The organism is Bifidobacterium catenulatum DSM 16992 = JCM 1194 = LMG 11043 (assembly GCF_001025195.1).
In the GTDB taxonomy this organism is placed as follows: domain Bacteria; phylum Actinomycetota; class Actinomycetes; order Actinomycetales; family Bifidobacteriaceae; genus Bifidobacterium; species Bifidobacterium catenulatum.
This window is the reverse complement of the sequence record NZ_AP012325.1, coordinates 655,377-673,301: the sequence shown is the minus strand read 5'-3', so window position 1 is coordinate 673,301 and position 17,925 is coordinate 655,377. Positions and strand designations below refer to the sequence as shown.

The 17,925-nt window shown below is 56.9% G+C and carries 13 protein-coding genes and 1 pseudogene; 2 read left to right on the top strand and 12 right to left on the bottom strand.

Annotation, left to right across the window (positions count from 1 at the left end; genetic code table 11):
• Positions 1 to 18: 18 nt before the first annotated feature.
• Positions 19 to 1,563, bottom strand: a complete 1,545-nt coding sequence (arc, locus tag BBCT_RS02815) for a proteasome ATPase (RefSeq protein WP_047750591.1) — start codon at positions 1,561 to 1,563, stop codon at positions 19 to 21.
• A 119-nt stretch (positions 1,564 to 1,682) separates the two neighbouring features.
• Here arc and serB point away from each other — a divergent pair, with 119 nt between their 5' ends.
• Complete coding sequence (gene serB, locus BBCT_RS02810) at positions 1,683 to 2,357, top strand: phosphoserine phosphatase SerB (protein ID WP_003836488.1); 675 nt, start codon at positions 1,683 to 1,685, stop codon at positions 2,355 to 2,357.
• A gap of 123 nt (positions 2,358 to 2,480) precedes the next feature.
• Here serB and fmt read toward each other — a convergent pair whose 3' ends face one another.
• From fmt to rpoZ, 5 genes are all read right to left on the bottom strand, one after another.
• The gene (fmt, locus tag BBCT_RS02805) at positions 2,481 to 3,443 is read right to left on the bottom strand and encodes a methionyl-tRNA formyltransferase (RefSeq protein ID WP_003836486.1); all 963 of its coding nucleotides are present in this window, start codon (positions 3,441 to 3,443) and stop codon (positions 2,481 to 2,483) included.
• Positions 3,444 to 3,560: 117 nt separating this feature from the next.
• Positions 3,561 to 4,271, bottom strand: coding sequence for an HAD family hydrolase (locus BBCT_RS02800; protein WP_033513159.1), 711 nt, complete (start codon positions 4,269 to 4,271; stop codon positions 3,561 to 3,563).
• A 77-nt stretch (positions 4,272 to 4,348) separates the two neighbouring features.
• Positions 4,349 to 6,580: a primosomal protein N' gene (locus BBCT_RS02795; protein ID WP_003836483.1), complete on the bottom strand. Its 2,232-nt coding sequence runs from the start codon at positions 6,578 to 6,580 to the stop codon at positions 4,349 to 4,351.
• 14 nt (positions 6,581 to 6,594) lie between these two features.
• Complete coding sequence (gene metK, locus BBCT_RS02790; RefSeq protein ID WP_003836482.1) at positions 6,595 to 7,809, bottom strand: methionine adenosyltransferase; 1,215 nt, start codon at positions 7,807 to 7,809, stop codon at positions 6,595 to 6,597.
• Positions 7,810 to 7,985: 176 nt separating this feature from the next.
• Positions 7,986 to 8,270 (bottom strand): DNA-directed RNA polymerase subunit omega, encoded by a 285-nt coding sequence (gene rpoZ / locus BBCT_RS02785; protein WP_003836480.1) that lies wholly within the window; start codon positions 8,268 to 8,270, stop codon positions 7,986 to 7,988.
• Between the two features lie 213 nt (positions 8,271 to 8,483).
• On the opposite strand from rpoZ, the gene ilvD reads away from it, so the two are divergent.
• Positions 8,484 to 10,343 (top strand): dihydroxy-acid dehydratase, encoded by a 1,860-nt coding sequence (gene ilvD, locus BBCT_RS02780; protein WP_003836478.1) that lies wholly within the window; start codon positions 8,484 to 8,486, stop codon positions 10,341 to 10,343.
• A 128-nt stretch (positions 10,344 to 10,471) separates the two neighbouring features.
• Here ilvD and gmk read toward each other — a convergent pair whose 3' ends face one another.
• The 6 genes and pseudogenes from gmk to efp form a co-directional block, all read right to left on the bottom strand.
• On the bottom strand, positions 10,472 to 11,059 hold the full coding sequence (gmk, locus tag BBCT_RS02775) for a guanylate kinase (protein ID WP_033501324.1): 588 nt from the start codon (positions 11,057 to 11,059) through the stop codon (positions 10,472 to 10,474).
• A gap of 74 nt (positions 11,060 to 11,133) precedes the next feature.
• Positions 11,134 to 12,078, bottom strand: coding sequence for an orotidine-5'-phosphate decarboxylase (gene pyrF / locus BBCT_RS02770; RefSeq protein ID WP_003836474.1), 945 nt, complete (start codon positions 12,076 to 12,078; stop codon positions 11,134 to 11,136).
• Positions 12,078 to 15,458: a carbamoyl-phosphate synthase large subunit gene (carB, locus tag BBCT_RS02765; RefSeq protein ID WP_003836473.1), complete on the bottom strand. Its 3,381-nt coding sequence runs from the start codon at positions 15,456 to 15,458 to the stop codon at positions 12,078 to 12,080. The genes pyrF and carB overlap by 1 nt, the downstream gene beginning before the upstream one ends.
• On the bottom strand, positions 15,451 to 16,641 hold the full coding sequence (carA, locus tag BBCT_RS02760) for a glutamine-hydrolyzing carbamoyl-phosphate synthase small subunit (RefSeq protein WP_003836472.1): 1,191 nt from the start codon (positions 16,639 to 16,641) through the stop codon (positions 15,451 to 15,453). Before carA ends, carB begins: the two co-directional genes overlap by 8 nt.
• 117 nt (positions 16,642 to 16,758) lie before the next feature.
• A pseudogene (gene nusB / locus BBCT_RS02755) lies at positions 16,759 to 17,199 on the bottom strand (transcription antitermination factor NusB); the annotation flags it as partial.
• Positions 17,200 to 17,221: 22 nt separating this feature from the next.
• The gene (gene efp / locus BBCT_RS02750; protein ID WP_003836469.1) at positions 17,222 to 17,785 is read right to left on the bottom strand and encodes an elongation factor P; all 564 of its coding nucleotides are present in this window, start codon (positions 17,783 to 17,785) and stop codon (positions 17,222 to 17,224) included.
• Positions 17,786 to 17,925 lie beyond the last annotated feature (140 nt).

Here is a 17,925-nt window from a genome sequence, read left to right as displayed (position 1 = left end):
TCATATTATCCAACAGCATTACGCCACTGGGCGGATGCTGGTCACATGCCCGGCATCCAAACCGTTGATGCGGCTCCACTGCTCCGGATCGGCGTCCAGCACCGCATCTTGGGTTTCCATGAATTCCTCGTCGACTGCTTTGGCCAGCAAGTCGACACCGATCGCCGCAGGCCGACCATCCTCGATGGAAATCTTCACGGCGTGGGTTTTGGCACGATCCACAATGTTCTTCAACACCGCTCCAGACACCACATCTGCCAGATATACCGGATGCCATTGGCCATGCTCATCACGCACATCACATAGATGCCGATGCTCGTCGTTTGCATAAATGTCGTTGACCAGCACGCCAATTAGGGCCTTCGCATCCAATTCCGGCACCAGCGGCAGATCATCGGTCAGATAATGGCGGATGATCTGCGCCGCCTGTGCCGTCTTCGGACGTTCCACGCGAATCTTCACGTCCAATCGTCCAGGACGAAGCACTGCTGGATCAATCATGTCGATACGGTTCGATGCACCGATCACCATAACATTGTCAAGCGTTTCCACGCCGTCAAGTTCTGCCAAAAATTGCGGAACAATGGTGGTTTCCACATCCGACGACACTCCGGATCCACGAGTGCGCAGCAACGAATCCATCTCATCGATGAACACAATCACCGGCTTGCCTTCCGCGGCACGTTCACGCGCGCGCTTGAAAATCATGCGGATCAACCGTTCCGACTCACCCACGAACTTATTGAGCAGTTCCGGCCCCTTCACCGACAGGAACACACCCCTGCCGCCGGCCGCGCCTTCGGCAAGCGCATTGGCTACAGCTTTGGCGATCAGGGTTTTGCCATTGCCCGGCGGCCCATACAGCAGCACACCTTTCGGTGGCTTCAAATCATACCGTTCGAACAGTTCACGATGCAGGAACGGCATTTGCACGGCATCGCGAATACGTTCGATCTGCTCGTCCAAACCGCCAATGTCGGCAAACGTGACATTCGGCACTTCCTCAAGCACCAAATCAGCGTCATTCTGTGGGGGAACCAGCGCAAGCGCGAATCGCATGGACGAATCGACCGTAACACGATCGGCCACATTGATCACAGCCTTCGACAACGTGCCCGAACGACGGACCAATGTAGCATTGCCTCCATTGTCGGCTACCAGCAATCGTCCATCATCAATAACCTGCTTCACCGTACGCACTGAACCCAACGTGTCGGTGTCAGCCTGCGAAACCACCACCATGTTTTCGTTGAGCAGCACAGTGCGCCCCGCCTCGAGTCTGGACGCTTGCACATTCGCCGCAACCGGCACGATCATGCGTCGCGTACCGGAAATCACTTCGGCGCTGGCATGCTGCACACCCTGTTCGTCCGTTCGAGCGGAATACACGCGCACCATGGTGGCAAAAGTCATGGGAGGCCCGGCCAACTGGTTCAGTTGAGCCTTGGCTTTGGCGAGCTCCTGAGTGGCACGGTTCAACGCCTTGGCCAACGCATGGTTCTTGGCCATCAACTGATCATTGACCTCACCCAATGATGCCAACGTATCGTCACGCTGATCCATGCAAACCCCACTTCCGACGCGCGGGAACACTCCGACAAACCCAAGTCGGAATGCAACCGCCCCATACATTCACCCATTAAGAATACTCATTGTCCGCATGATTTCCGACAATCAAAACCATGCTTGAACAAGAATCGCCGAACATCGCACCTACGCCCACCCTTTCTCAGCCGGGTCTGCTGGTTATGGATGTGGATTCCACACTGATTGACGAGGAAGTCATCGATGAGTTGGGCGCCGCTGCTGGAATTGGCGAACAGATTGCGTCGATTACCGCACGTGCGATGAATGGCGAACTTGATTTTCGCGAAGCATTGCAGGCTCGCGTCGCATTGCTGAAGGATTTGCCGACTTCGGTATTCGATGATGTATATCGTCGCGTGCATTTTACACACGGTGCGCTTGATTTGATTGATGCCTTGCATGCGCATGATTGGAAAGTCGGCGTGGTTTCCGGAGGCTTTCATGAAGTCGTGGATTGCCTTGCCGCCGACGCGCATCTTGATTTTTGGATTGCGAACCGTTTGGAAGCCGCGGATGGCCGTCTGACCGGCCGTGTGCTTGGCGATATTGTTACGAAAGATGTGAAGTTGCAGTCGCTGCATGATTGGGCTTCACATATGGGCATAAGTATGGATCAGACCGTTGCGGTTGGTGATGGGGCCAATGATCTGCCGATGATTCATGCCGCCGGGCTCGGTGTGGCGTTCTGCGCCAAGCCTGCGGTTCAGGCGGATGCTCCACATCGTGTGAACGAACGCGATTTGACGCGGATCCTTGATTTTCTTCGTTGATTTGCGATATTCGGCTCTTCTGATGATTTGAATCGCAGTATCGCAAGCTTGATATAGCAAAAGTTGCCGTGTGAAATCATGATGTTCACACGGCAACTTTATATGGTCCACCTGTTTTCGATTCTATTTGCAGTAGGCACCGTCGAGATGAGCCCCTCTCGCCCAGTCGGCGGCACGCATGGCCTTTTTGCCTTGGGCTTTGACTTCAAGCAATTCCAGTGGATCTGAAGAAGTGCCCACCCATACGTTCTTCTTTCCAGCTACGATCTGCCCCGGCTCAAGCGACGCAGGCGTGTTGGGATTGCTTATATCGGCGCTCTGTGCTCGAAGCACGTGCAGTGTGGTCGGTTTGGCTTCAGCGTTGGCATGCAGTTCGCACCATGCGCCCGGATTGGGTGTGCAGGCACGAATCTGACGGTCCACCGCGAACACGGGAATGTCGAAACGAATATGTGCGTCTTCAACGGTGATCTTCTGAGCTATCTCATATGCGCCGGCAGGCTGCTCAACCGGAATGATCTGATCATCGGCCATGGCCTGCAACGATGCAGCAAGCAGGCGTGATCCATCTTCGGCAAGACGGTTCAGAAGCTCGCCGGCGGTTTCGTGCACGCCGATTTCCACGGTGGATTGCGCCAGAATCGGACCGGCATCCATGGCGCGCACAATGCGGAACACCGTGGCACCAGTCACTTTTTCGCCGGCCCAAATGGAGCGCTGCACAGGAGCCGCACCGCGCCACTGCGGCAGCAGCGAGAAATGCAGGTTATACCAGCCCATCGGCAACGCGTCGAGCACATCTTGCTTCAGGATTTTGCCGTACGCCACCACTGCGGCAGCCTGAGCTCCGGTGGCTGCCAGTTCGGAAATGAAGGTTTCCTCGCTCGGATCGGATTCGATCACTGGCAGGCCAAGCTCAAGAGCGGCCTGTTTCACGGGATTCGGCACCAACTTGCGTCCACGACCGGTAGGCGCATCCGGTCGAGTGAGTACTGCGACCACTTCAAAATGCTCGGTGTCTTCAGCCAGCAGCTCCAACGACGGCACAGCAACATCCGGAGTACCGGCAAACAGCACTTTCAGCATGGAAAATCCTCCTTATCAAATCCTCATTCACATCGTTATCATCGTGGAATCATTCCGTCATATCAACAGCACGCATATCAGCAGCGTGTGCAACAGGAGGAATGCAACGCATCAACACTATGCCTGGCGCACTGCAGGAATCTTCACACCTGCATCGATGAGCAACGCACGCAACGCACGCGAATCCTTGAATCGAACGCCGCGAATGCCAGCATTGTTCGCGCCTACGATATTCATGGCCTTATCATCCACGAATACCGCACCGGAAGCGTCAATGCCAAACTGCTGCAACGCGAACTCGTAAATATCCTTGTTGGGCTTGCGCAGGGAAACGTACCCCGAAACCACACGATCGTTGAGACTGCGCAGAATATCGAAATTATCAAGCGCGATCGGGAACAGGTCCTTCTGCCAGTTGCTCAATCCCCATACGCGCACGCCGGCAGCTTTCAAATCGTTGATGAGCACGCGGGCGCCCGGCACCACGCCGGTCAGCGAGTCAACGAAATTGTCGAGATAATACTGCAGCATGTCGGCCCACTTGTCTCCGTACCGTTCACGCATCAAGGCGACACCATCATCGTTCGACATGCCATAGTCCAACTCGTCATTGACGTCATAAAAGCCGGAAATATCGTTGTCAAGGAACTGCTCAACAAGCTCGTCGCTATACCGTGGCGTCATCACGGCAACCGGATCCCAGTAGATGAGCACATTGCCGAAATCGAAAATCACATCGGTAATCGGTTTGCCCGCATTCGCCGCGGCTTCGCCGTCTGCCATGAGCACATCGTACTCCATGTCAGGCTCTCCTGGCCAGCCCTTCATATGATCCTCCATTCACTGTCATACGGCCTTATGCCGAACCTCAACCTATCTAGTTTTTCACGGCGAGGGGACGTGCGTCAGATCCGCTCCTTCGGATCAAGCTGGAAACGCAGCTCACCGGGCTCACGAGCGGCCACATGGAGGGCGCTGGCGGAACGCAAACGCAACGCCAATTCGCCACGTCGGCTTTGCGGCACACGCACCACGGCCTTGACACGATCCGCGGTGCCTTCCAACTCACGCGAATCAATGGTTCGCGGCTGTGGAATGGGCACCGGCCCCAGTACGGACGGCAGCACGCCTTCGGCGGTTTCGATGGTAGACATATCTCCCCCTCCCAATGCACCAATCCGTTCCAACATGGCTTTCACCGCGTCACGGCGACCCCACACGCAGGCGGCGGCGAACACTGGGGGCAATGCCGTCTGCTCACGTTCCTGTAGCTCGGTTTGCGCCAACAGCGTTGAATTCCAAAGCATCAACGATTGGGCAAGCGTAGGATCGGTTTCTCCGATCAGCAGCGCCTGGCCTCCCCTAATTCGCGGCGCGCATAGCGAAACCGCACGCATCCACGATGTTAACGTGTCTATGCCCGCGTCGATACCGAACGCGTACAGGCTGGTCCATGCGTCAAGAATGGCCACGGCACGGTATTCACACTCCGAAGGATTCCGCCCACGCACACGGGGTTCGGCACCGGGAGTGGCGATGACCAGCTGTGGCGTAAATCCAATATCGGAAACAATGCCACGCGGCTGGCTTGGCGTTGAAAGCACAATGGGAACGCCCCGAAACAGCCGGCTCAGTTCCTGTGCGGTTCCCGCGGCCCCGACACGAACCACTCGCATACGCTCGCCCCGGCATGCAGGGCACGCCCATTGCACTGTGGCGGAGCCACACCAGCGGCATCGCACGGATCCGTCCAACAATCGTTCCAAAGGCCCGGTACAATACGAACATCTCGCCTGGCGGTGGCATTTCGCACAGCTCAATGCCTCGCTGATGCCATCTTGCGGAATGCTCAACAACACCGGGCCGCTTCCCAACGCTTTCGACAACACTCGCACCGCGGTGTGCGGCACGCGCGCTCCAATGGTTGCATCCGCAAGTCTCGCCAATTCATCGCGGTTGAGCCAACGAATCCAAGGACTTGCCTCCTTGGTCACCGCAGGAAACGCATGAATAGGAGTGCTGAAACCGCTGACTTGAGTGGTTCTGACGTGCGCTGCATCGGTCTCCCACTGGCTTTGCACGCTGCGCGCATTGGCCATCGCAACGAACACGCCGTTATGCGATTTCGCACGTAACCGCAACACTCCACGAGCGTTGGCGTATGGCATCATGCCATCGGCATCCTGATAGCACACGTCGTCGAGTATGAAGAACAACGCATTGCCGTCCACCGGAGCATACATCGCCGCACGCGTGCCGATCACGCACCGAACCTGCCCTTCGCTGGTGGCCAGATAGGCACGATACCGTTCCACCGGCGCCATCTGCGCGTTCAGAATGGCGAAATCGCCGTCATACGCTCCATCGGAGGATTGCGTCGGTGCGAAAGGGCGCAAGCCAATAGCCTGCAGGGTCTCGGCCATATCCTCGATCTCACGCATGGTCGGCAGCACCAGCACCGCCGGTTTGCCCTGCAGCAGCGCCAAAACCACCATCCATGCCGCGCACTGCCGCCAATGATCGGCCCCCGGAAGCGGATCGAACACGAACGATTGGAAACGTTGCGATTCCAACGCTTCGTGAAGCAGATTGATATTGCCGTATTGCCGTTGCAGTTGTTCGTATGATTCCCGTTCGACCTCGGCAAGCGATTCCCTGCGTCTGTTTTTTTCGATATTCGTTCGATTGCCGAGGCGCTGCTCCTGTTCCACTCGCGCCACTCGCGCAGGCACCGCCAAACGTAGGATGTTGGCTCGTGTTCCACCGAACGCATCCGCGATAAGCGTAACGTCATTCCGCATGGACGCGGGTACCAGCACACGATCCGAGACCACTCGTTCGATGAATCTCAGCGACGATTCCGGGGTTTCGCTGGTGTCGGTTCTGTTCCATACGATGCCGTTGACCCGTTGCCCTCCGAAGCGCACGCGCACCATTACGCCGGGTTGTGCATCTTCGGAATATTTCTCCTCGACGTAATAGTCGAAGGTTTGCCCCAAATGGGTGGCTTGAATGTCCAGCACCACTTGGGCGATGGGATGCTCGGCAGCCGGCGTTTTGGGCGTAGACACACGTTTGCGCCGTTTGCGCGGGGCAAGCCCGTCAAGCGCCAGCTGCTCGGCATCCTCAGTACTCATGATTCAAGGGTAACTCAGCCCTCGATGGCGGCTTTCAGCTCGTCGACCTTATTGGTGGCCTCCCAGGTGAAATCAGCATCGTCGCGTCCGAAATGACCGTAAGCAGCGGTCTTGGAATAGATCGGACGCTTCAGGTCGAGCTCGTCGATAATGGCGGCCGGTCGAAGGTCAAACACCTTACGCACAGCCTGCTGAATCCGCTCACGGGTCACGCCATTTTCAGTGCCATACGTTTCCACATTGATGGACACCGGGTCGGCCACGCCAATGGCATACGCCACCTGCACTTCAACCTTATGCGCGAGGCCAGCGGCCACAATGTTCTTGGCCACCCAACGTGCCGCATAGGCCGCGGAACGATCCACCTTGCTCGGATCCTTGCCGGAGAACGCGCCGCCGCCATGATGCGCCGCACCACCATACGTGTCGACGATGATCTTGCGACCGGTCAGACCGGCATCCGCGGCAGGGCCGCCAAGCACGAATGAACCGGTCGGATTAACGAGCACGCGATATTCATCATGCGCCACACGATCGGCAAGCACATCGTCGAGCACCGGACGAATCACATGTTCCGTCAGCTGCTCCTTAAGCCACGCCTGATCGACTTGCGGATCATGCTGAGTGGAAACCAGCACCGTGTCGAGACGAACGGGAGTATCGTTCTCATCGTATTCGATGGTCACCTGAGTCTTGCCATCCGGACGCAGATGAGGTACTTCGCCATTCTTGCGCACTTGCGTAAGACGATATGCCAAACGATGCGCCAAGTAAATCGGCAATGGCATCAGCGCATCGGTCTCATCGCATGCATAGCCGAACATTACGCCCTGATCGCCGGCACCTTGCGCTTCATAGCGCTGCTCGCGAGATGCCTGCGATTCCGCCTCGCCGCTCAAACGAGCCACACCCTGATTGATTTCGGAGCTCTGCTCGGTCAATGACACGGTCACGCCGCAGGAATCGGCATCAAGGCCGACACAGGAACTGGTATAGCCGATATTACGCACCACGGAACGCACGATGTTCTGAATGTCGGAATACCCTTCGCTCGTCACCTCTCCGAAAACGAAGAACTGGCCGACGGTGGCGCACGTCTCCACAGCCACATGAGACTGCGGATCCTGGGCAAGCATATCATCCAGAATCGCGTCGGAAATTTGATCGCAGACCTTGTCTGGATGCCCCTCCGTTACCGACTCAGCGGAAATCAATTTCAATTCAGCCATCTGGCCGCTCCTTTCACGAACGCCCCACACGTTCGTCCCTTCTGGTTGCTATGAAAAACGCCCCGTCCTTCGCATACGCAATCAATAGTTTCATTGTGGACTATTCAAAGCGCACCGCTCAGGTATCGGGGCGAATGAAAATTCAAGATTCGGCTCTTGCTTCAAGAGCCGTCGCGTCAGTTACCTTCGGTCAGATCGTCTTCGCCGAGGGTCTCCTCAAGCAGACCGTCGTTGATTTCACGGAAGGCGATGGACAGCGGCTTCTCCTGATTCTGATACTCCACCAGCGGACCGACGTTCTGCAGCAGGCCCTCGTTAAGCTGGGTGAAATAGGAATTGATCTGACGGGCACGCTTGGCTGCGAAAATAGCCAGTGCGTACTTGGAGTCAGCATGCTCCATCAAATCATCGATCGGCGGTTCCGCAAGACCGGTCGGGGTTGGCTGAGTGCCGAATGCCATATTGATTATCTCCCAATCATCAGATAAGCCAAAAGCTTCTTTTCCAAAGTCTTAAGTATAGGGCCGCCACTGGACCTGATTCAAACCCTTTCTCTTATGTTTTTGGCAAGCGCAAGCATCGTCGACAATGCTCACGAATGTAACGCTTCTGGGAATTCCACATAGTGACTCTTGACAAAACTCGTGTCCCGCTTAACTACCACAATAGAGAACATGGAAATGCGATCTGCAAAACTGATGAATGGACGAGTATTCGCGGGCGCGCGCGCCCTCTACCGTGCCGCTGGCGTGGACGGTAAGGATTTCGGCAAACCGATTATCGCCATTGCCAATTCCTTCGATGAGTTCCTGCCCGGCCACGTGCACCTGAACAAGGTTGGTCGACTGATCTCCGAGGCCATCAAGGAAGCCGGCGGCATCCCGCGTGAGTTCAACACGATGGCCGTTGACGACGGCATCGCCATGGGCCACACCGGCATGCTGTACTCCCTGCCGAGCCGTGACATCATCGCCGATACTGTGGAATATCAGGTGAACGCGCACTGCGCCGACGCTCTGATCTGCATCCCGAACTGCGACAAGGTCGTGCCGGGCATGCTGATGGCCGCTCTGCGTCTGAACATCCCGACCGTCTTCGTTTCCGGCGGCCCAATGGAGGCCGGTACCACGGTGCTTCCTGACGGCACAGTGAAGAAGAACACCGATCTGATCGACGTGATGTACGCCTCCGCCGACGACAATCTGAACGAAGAGGATCTGCTCGCCTATGAGAAGACCGTCTGCCCGACCTGTGGTTCCTGCGCCGGCATGTTCACCGCAAACTCGATGAACTGCCTTACCGAGGCCATCGGCCTGGCCCTGCCGGGCAATGGCACCATTCTGGCTTCGCACTCCTACCGTAAGGATTTGTTCAAGCGCGCCGCCGAACAGATCGTCAAGATCGCCAAGCAGTATTACGACGATGATGACGAGACTGTGCTCCCGCGTTCCATCGCCACCAAGGAAGCGTTCGAGAACGCCATGACCATGGATGTGGCCATGGGCGGCTCCACCAACACCGTGCTGCACATCCTCGCCATGGCGCAGTCCGCCGACGTGGACTTCACGCTTGACGATATCGAGCGCATTTCCCACACCGTGCCCTGCATCTGCAAGGCTTCACCGTCCGGCGAATGGGAGATCTCCGACGTGCATCGTGCCGGTGGCATCACCGGCATTCTCGGCGAGCTCGACCGTGCCGGCAAGCTGCACCGCGACGTGCATTCCATCGATTACAAGACGCTTGAGGACAAGCTCAACGACTGGGACATCATGCGTGATACCTGCACCGAGCAGGCCAAGCAGATGTATCTGGCGGCCCCGGGTCACATCGTGTCCCCGGATCCGTGGACGCACACCACCCTGTTCGATTCCCTCGACCGCGACCGTATGAACGGTGCGATCCACGACATCGACCATCCGGCCGTCACCGAAGGCGGTCTGGCCGTGCTGCGCGGCAACCTCGCCCCTGACGGCTGTGTGGTGAAGACCGCCGGTGTGCCGAAGGAGATTTGGACCTTCCGTGGACCGGCACTGGTCGTCGAATCCCAGGAACAGGCCATCGAGGTTATCCTCAACGACACCCTGAAGCCCGGTATGGCACTGGTCATCCGCTACGAGGGCCCAAAGGGCGGTCCGGGCATGCAGGAGATGCTGTACCCGACGTCGTTCGTCAAGGGCAAGGGTATCGGCAAGCAGGTCGCCATGCTGACCGACGGCCGCTACTCCGGCGGCTCCTCCGGTCTGGCCATCGGCCATATCGCTCCCGAGGCAGCGAACAAGGGCCCGATCGCCCTTATCAAGAACGGCGACATCATTAACATCGATATCCCGAACCGTACGGTGAACGTCGAGCTTTCCGACGAAGAACTGACCCAACGCCGCGCCGAACTCGAAGCCGGTGACGGCTATGTGGCACACCGCGACCGCAAGGTCTCCCAGGCGCTGAAGGCCTACGCGGCCTTCGCCCGTTCCGCAGATAAGGGTGCCACGCGCGATCCGGAGTTGATCAACAAGCTTTCCGGTCTCGCCTGAGTTTCAGTGAATCTCAAATAATACATAATGAGGATTGCGTAGTTTACTTACTGCGCAATCCTTATTTTTTTTTAAAAAACATGCGCCCGATATATTCGAACGCATGTTGCAGTCTTTAATTATTATGATTACAGATTGAATTCCGTTGCAATAAGATTCCATAGTTCGTTTGCAGCATCATCGACAACATTATTGACGATGACTTTGTCGAATTCAGGTTCAGCAGCAAGCTCGATTTTCGCGGTTTCCAAACGTTTCGCCTGCTGTTCCGGGGTTTCGGTACCACGCCCGACAAGACGACGCTCCAATTCCTCGAATGACGGCGGTGCAATGAACACGGTCATCACATCAAGGCCCAACTCACCCGCACGCTGTTTGACGCTACGGGCACCTTGGATGTCGATTTCTAGAATGACTGGAATATTCTGTTCAAGATGTTCCACGACTGGTTTCACGGGCGTGCCGTAGTGGGCAAGACCGAAGACGTCAGCGGTTTCCAAAAACTCACCGGCATCTTCTTTGGCGAGAAACTCCTGTTCGGTCATGAAGAAGTAATTGACGCCATCCACTTCGCCTGGACGTGGTTTACGGGTCGTTGCGGATACCGACAGCCAAATCTGCGGATGCTGCTCACGTACGCGTCCCAAAACGGTGCCCTTGCCAACACCGGCGGGACCACAAAGCACAATCAAACGTCCATGACGAGAATCAGTCATTACATCCTCATTTTTCATAACAATCAACAGAACATGGAATATGGAATCTCAGCATCGGATTTGAGAACGCGCGATCACTCTTCTTCGTCGTCGTCCAAAACCTCATCATCGATTTCGTTCTGCGCTTCGATAAGCGCCTGACGAATATCGAGCGCCACGGATTCCGTGGCCGCGCTCAGAGCGGCAATATCCGGGCCGTGTGCGGCGATAAAACGAGATACGGTGACAAGCACATTGCCTTTAGTGCCTTTGAATACCGTCTTGAGGTCGCGGGTTTCAGCACCTTGCCATCCGTAGCCCGGAGACAGAATAGGACCAGTGAACTTAGCCGGGTCGACACCGGAATCATTGATCCACTGACCAATGGTGGCACCGATGATCAAGCCAACGGAACCCATACCGTCATTGCCCTTGTTGAATTTCTGCGCGGTGCTGGCGATGCCGTAGGCCACGGTTCTACCCTTGTATTCGCCCGCCTGACGAATGGCTGTCTGCAGGCTGGCACCTTCTTGATTCGAGGTCAACGATGCGATGAACACGCCTCGACCGTTATTGAGCGCGTCGTTGATCACACCGCCCAAAGAACGTGCACCGTAGTACGGCAGCAAGGTGATGGCGTCGGCCAGCAGAGGAGATCCCGGCTTGAAATAGGCGTCGGCGAATGCGGACACCGTAGTCGGCAAACCGCCGTGCAGGCAGTCGACAATGGTGATGATTCCCATCTGACGGGCCGCATACAGTACCCGTTCGAGCGCCGCGATACCTTTCGAACCGTAGCGCTCGAACATGGAGAACTGGAATTTGACGGCTGCCGCTCTCCCATTGGCTGCCTGCAACATACGCATGGAGTACAGTTCCGCACCTAAGGCGTCCACATTGTAGCCCCAGTCAGCAAGGAGTTGCCGATGCGGGTCGATGCCCACACACAGCGGACCATACTTGGCCATGGAATTGCTCAGACGCAGACCGAAATCCGAACGCTGGGCATTCATCTCTTCACTACTGAGGCTACTTACCATTACTCACGGCTTTCCAACTCGAACAGCTGCTGGGAATGATCCTGAATGCTCATGATCTGATAATCATTATTACGCACAGCCTCGATGGCCATCAATACAGCGGAGAATTCCGTCATGGTGGTGAACTGAGGCAGATCCGCGGCAATGGCCGCCGAACGGATGGCATAGCCGTCGGAACGGGATCCACGGGAGTTCGGCGTGTTGAGGATCAGATCGATGGCACCTTCTTCGATCAGCTGTACGACATTCTTGCCGACACTGCCTTCCGCATGGTAGGTGGTAATCGGATCATCCGGATCGGAATCCATACGCACGCTGATCTTATCGACGATCTTGGAGTCGATGCCATAGCGACGCAACACGGATGCGGTACCCTCGGTGGCCCAAATGTTGAAGCCAAGCTCCACCAAGCGTGCGGCAAACAACGGCAGTTGACGCTTGTCGGTGTCGTTCACAGAGATGAACACGTTGCCGCTTGTCGGCAAGCCACCGTCATAGGCGGCCAGCTGGCTCTTAGCGAACGCATGCGGGAAGTCACGGTCAAAGCCCATGACCTCGCCGGTGGAACGCATCTCCGGTCCGAGCAGCACGTCGACGGTCTTGCCGAGCGGCGTGCGGAAACGCTTGAACGGAAGCACGGATTCCTTGACGGCAACCTGCTGACCGCGGCGAATATCTCCACCATCGCCGTGAGGCAACAACAAGTCGTTGTCGCGCTGCTGCTGAATGGTTTCGCCGGCCATGATGCGAGCCGCCGCCTTGGCCAGTGCCACGCCGGTCGCCTTGGAAGCGAACGGTACGGTACGGGAAGCACGTGGATTTGCCTCGATGACGTACAGGGTGTTGGCCATGAAGGCGTACTGCACGTTGATCAGGCCTTGCACGCCACAGCCCTTGGCGATGGCATAGGTGCCTTCGCGCAGGCGACGGATCTGATCATCGGAAAGGGTGCTCGGAGGCAAGGTGCATGCGGCATCGCCGGAGTGCACACCGGCTTCCTCGACATGCTCCATAATGCCGCCGATATACAACTCTTCACCGTCGAACAGGGCATCAACGTCGATTTCCACGGCGTCCTGCAGGAACTTGTCGATCAGCAGCGGAGAAGGCAGACGGCCAGAAACCACGGTATCGGCCTGGGCTTCCTTCAATGCGCGGTCCACGTACTTGCGCAACTGGGCATCGTCATACACGATTTCCATGCCACGACCACCAAGCACGTAGCTCGGACGTACCAGCACCGGGTAACCGATGTTGTGTGCCGCTTCACGGGCTTCGTCAAGACTCAGGGCGGTGCCGTAGCGAGGCGCGTTCATCTCGGCCTTCTTCAGCACTTCGCCGAAGAGCTCACGGTTTTCAGCCAGATCGATGGATTCAGGCGTGGTGCCGAGAATCGGCACGCCAGCAGCCTTCAGACGAGCTGCCAAAGACAACGGGGTCTGTCCACCAAGCTGAACGATAACACCCTTGACTGGGCCCATCTTCTTTTCGGCCTCGTAGATTTCGAGCACGTCTTCGAAGGTGAGCGGTTCAAAGTACAGGCGATCGGACATGTCGTAATCGGTCGACACGGTTTCCGGGTTGCAGTTGACCATGATGGTGTCATAGTCCTTGCCCAGTTCCTGCACGGCATGCACGCAGGTGTAGTCGAACTCGATACCCTGACCGATACGGTTCGGGCCGGAGCCGAGAATGATCACGGCTTCGCGCTCACGCGGGCGCAGTTCGCTTTCATCCGCATAGCAGGAGTAGTAGTACGGAGTCACCGCGTCGAACTCGGCAGCGCAAGTATCGACCGTCTTGAAGACCGGGCGAAGATCATACGACCAACGAAGCTCACGGATCGTGTTTTCGCCTTCATCTCCCAAGCGACGCAGGTGGGCGATCTGCAGATCGGAAAGACCAGCCAGCTTCGCCTTCTTCAGCAGCTTGCGGCTAAGTTTCTCCGCTCCCTTGATTTCAAGAGCTGTCTCATTGATGAGTTCGAACTGGCGAATGAACCATGGGTCGATCTTGGTGGCGTCGAAGATCTGCTGTTCGGTGGCGCCTCCCCACAGGGCACGCTGAATCTGAAGATAACGATGCTCGGTCGGCACCTTGATGGCGTCCAGCAGCTCATCGACTTCCTGTGCGGAAGGCTTGTCGCCATCCCAGCTGAAGCTCATGTGACGCTTGTCGATGGAGCGCATGGCCTTGCCGAGGGATTCCTGGAAGTTGCCTGCCAGCGCCATGGCCTCGCCCACGGACTTCATGGAGGTGGTCAGCGTCGGATCGGCACCCGGGAACTTTTCGAAAGCGAAACGCGGGACTTTGGTGACCACGTAGTCGATGGTCGGCTCGAAGCTGGCCGGAGTGGACTGCGTGATATCGTTCTGGATTTCGTCGAGCGTGTAGCCAAGAGCCAGCTTGGTGGCGATCTTCGCGATCGGGAAGCCGGTTGCCTTGGATGCCAGAGCGGAGGAACGGGACACACGCGGGTTCATTTCGATGACGATGATACGTCCGGTGTTCGGATTGATAGCGAACTGGATGTTGCAGCCGCCAGTATCGACGCCCACGCCACGAATAATGGCGATGCCGATATCACGAAGCTTCTGATATTCGCGATCGGTCAGGGTGAACACAGGCGCCACGGTAATGGAATCGCCGGTGTGCACACCAACAGGATCCACGTTCTCAATCGGGCAGACGACCACGACATTGTCTTTCTTGTCGCGCATCAGCTCGAGTTCGTATTCCTTCCAGCCTTCGATGCCTTCTTCGATCAGCACCTCGTCGGTCGGGGAATAATGGATGCCCGCGCCTGCGATGCGGTGCAGTTCCTCTTCATCGTGCGCGATGCCGGAACCAAGACCACCCATGGTGAAGCTCGGTCGCACAACCAGCGGATAGCCGAACTTCTCAGCGATCTTATCGACCTCTTCGAGGGAATGGGCGATATCGGAACGTGCGGATTCGGCACCAGCCTCCTCAACGACCTTCTTGAAGAGCTCACGATCCTCACCACGGTCGATGGCTTCAAGGGAAGCGCCAATCAGCTCGACATTGTACTTCTTGAGCACACCGGCCTCGCCCAGTGCCATGGCTGCGTTCAGTGCGGTCTGACCGCCTAGGGTCGGCAGCAGGGCGTCAGGACGTTCCTTGGCGATGATCTGCTCGAGGATCGGCGTGGAGATCGGCTCGATATAGGTGGCATCCGCCATTTCCGGATCGGTCATGATGGTGGCCGGGTTGGAGTTGACGAGAATGACTCGGATGCCTTCCTCACGAAGCACGCGGCAGGCCTGAGTGCCCGAGTAATCGAATTCTGCGGCCTGGCCGATCACAATCGGACCGGAGCCGATGACCATCACGGACTTGATGTCTGTGCGCTTAGGCATTGCGGGTTCCCTCCTTGGCGGAACGCATGAGATCCACGAAACGATCGAACAGGTATGCGGCATCGTGCGGGCCGGCTGCGGCCTCCGGATGGTACTGCACGGAGAATGCCGGAATATCGACGCACTGCAGGCCTTCAACCACGTTGTCGTTCAGATCGATGTGACTGACGAACACCTTGCCGTACTTGCCGTTTTCGAACGGCGCGTCAACGGTTTCGCCGATCGGCGCGTCGACGGCGAAACCGTGGTTGTGCGCGGTGATTTCGATTTTGCCGGTAGTCATGTCTTTGACCGGCTGGTTGATGCCACGGTGGCCGAACTTCAGCTTGTACGTACCGAAGCCAAGCGCACGTCCGAGCAGCTGGTTGCCGAAGCAGATGCCGAAGAACGGATAACCTGCATCAAGCACCTGACGAAGCAAGTTCACCTCAGGGGCGGCCTGTTCCGGATCTCCCGGGCCATTGGAGAAGAAAACACCATCAGGATGGAGAGCTTCAAGCTCGTTGAACGTGATGCTGGAAGGCACCACATGCACACGGCAACCGCGTTCAGCCATACGATGCGGAGTCATGGCCTTGATGCCAAGATCGACCGCGGCGATGGTGAACAGCGGCTCCTTGCCTGCGAATTCACCACACGGTTCGATGGTGTAGGCTTCCTTGGTGCTGACCTCGTCGTAGAGGCTCATCCCCTTCATCTGTGGAGTGGATTTAACCTCGTCGAGCATGGATTCGATGGTGCGCAGCTTGCCATTGTCGTCAAGCAAGGCGTCACCGGAGAAAATCGCAGCACGCATCACACCGGCGGAACGCAGGTGACGCACCAGCTTGCGGGTGTCGATACGGCTGATGCCAACAATCTTGTTGGCTTCCAGATCGTCATCAAGGCTGCCGGTGGCGCGCCAATTACTCACGTTCGGGCTGGGATCGCGCACGACGTAGCCGGCAACCCAGATTCGCGTGGATTCCGGATCCTCCCCATTGATTCCCGTGTCCCCAATATGAGGGAACGTCTGTACCACGATCTGACGATCGTAGCTGGGGTCCGTAAGCGTCTCCTGATAACCGGTCATGCCGGTCGCGAAAACGATCTCCCCGCTGGTCGTGCCGATCGCGCCGTAAGGTTCACCCACATACACCTGTCCGTCTTCGAGAACGAGAACGGCATCTTGAGGGTCAAACATCACGGCTTCGGAATCATACTGGTTCACCAAAACCCCCTTATAGTCAAGGTATTCGTACCAAGGATAGCGGCCGGTTAGGACTCGCGACCCGGCCGAATCGCTTAACTTTCAGCTTTATTCAGCTGAAGGTTCGGTCGGTTGCTCATCCACTTGAGCGGCATCCGCATCAGCGCTGACGGCGCTGAGCAGACCGTGGATGAATGCCGGTGATTCGTCATCACACAACGTCTTGGCAAGGCCAAGCGCCTCGTCGATGGCCACCATATTCGGAACATCATCATTGAACATGATCTCCCACGCCGCGATACGCAGAATATTGCGATCGACAACGCCCATACGCTTGACCTTCCAACCGGTGGAATGCTCGTCAAGCGTAGAATCGATGGCTGCGATATGTTCCGCAACGCCACGAACGATTTCGATGGCGTATTCAGGCAGCGGAGTCTGGGCGCCGGGCTGCTCAATGCGCTCAGCAAGAAGGGACAGGATGTCCTGTCCCTTCTCATCCGCTTCATACAACGTATTCAGAGCCCTCTTACGAGCGGTGGAACGTGCCATGAAACTTCTTTCGTCCTTACTCTCAGTTCTCGCGGCCGAGGTAGGAGCCGTCGGTGGTGTTCACCTTGACCTTCTCGCCTTCGCCGATGAACAGCGGAACCTGAATCTCGGCACCAGTCTCAACGGTGGCCGGCTTGGTACCGGCGTTGGAACGGTTACCCTGCAGACCCGGTTCGGTATGGGTGACGGTCAGGATCACGGAAGCCGGCAGTTCGACGGACAACGGGGTGCCGTCGTGGAAGGACACGACGCAGTCAGTTCCTTCCAGCAGGAACTTGGCCTGGTCACCGACGAGAGTCTTCGGAATGTAGATCTGATCGTAGGTGGTCATATCCATGAACACGAAGTTGTCGCCGTCCTCGTAGGAGTACTGGAGGTTGCGGTTGTCGACGGTTTCGAATTCCATCTTCATGCCGGCATTGAAAGTCTTGTCGACAATCTTGCCCGAGAGGACGTTCTTGATGGTGGTGCGCACGAAAGCAGGGCCCTTGCCCGGCTTGACGTGCTGGAACTTGATGACGGCCCACAGCTGGCCATCGAGGTTCAGGACGGAACCGTTCTTGATGTCATTGGTAGTCTGTGCCAAATTAACTCACCTATTTTCTTCGTCTAACAGGGAAAGCTTAAAAAGAGCCTTGCTCATTATGCCACGGTGTGCATACTTTGTCGGTAAGCCTTCCATATATAGGAAAACCTCCCTTGGCGAACATGCCTCGGGAGGTTTTC

Coding starts and splice junctions, on each gene's coding strand:
- arc (WP_047750591.1), bottom strand. CDS start 1,563: ATGGATCAGCGTGACGATACGTTGGCATCATTGGGTGAGGTCAATGAT.
- serB (WP_003836488.1), top strand. CDS start 1,683: ATGCTTGAACAAGAATCGCCGAACATCGCACCTACGCCCACCCTTTCT.
- fmt (WP_003836486.1), bottom strand. CDS start 3,443: ATGCTGAAAGTGCTGTTTGCCGGTACTCCGGATGTTGCTGTGCCGTCG.
- BBCT_RS02800 (WP_033513159.1), bottom strand. CDS start 4,271: ATGAAGGGCTGGCCAGGAGAGCCTGACATGGAGTACGATGTGCTCATG.
- BBCT_RS02795 (WP_003836483.1), bottom strand. CDS start 6,580: ATGAGTACTGAGGATGCCGAGCAGCTGGCGCTTGACGGGCTTGCCCCG.
- metK (WP_003836482.1), bottom strand. CDS start 7,809: ATGGCTGAATTGAAATTGATTTCCGCTGAGTCGGTAACGGAGGGGCAT.
- rpoZ (WP_003836480.1), bottom strand. CDS start 8,270: ATGGCATTCGGCACTCAGCCAACCCCGACCGGTCTTGCGGAACCGCCG.
- ilvD (WP_003836478.1), top strand. CDS start 8,484: ATGGAAATGCGATCTGCAAAACTGATGAATGGACGAGTATTCGCGGGC.
- gmk (WP_033501324.1), bottom strand. CDS start 11,059: ATGACTGATTCTCGTCATGGACGTTTGATTGTGCTTTGTGGTCCCGCC.
- pyrF (WP_003836474.1), bottom strand. CDS start 12,078: ATGGTAAGTAGCCTCAGTAGTGAAGAGATGAATGCCCAGCGTTCGGAT.
- carB (WP_003836473.1), bottom strand. CDS start 15,458: ATGCCTAAGCGCACAGACATCAAGTCCGTGATGGTCATCGGCTCCGGT.
- carA (WP_003836472.1), bottom strand. CDS start 16,641: ATGTTTGACCCTCAAGATGCCGTTCTCGTTCTCGAAGACGGACAGGTG.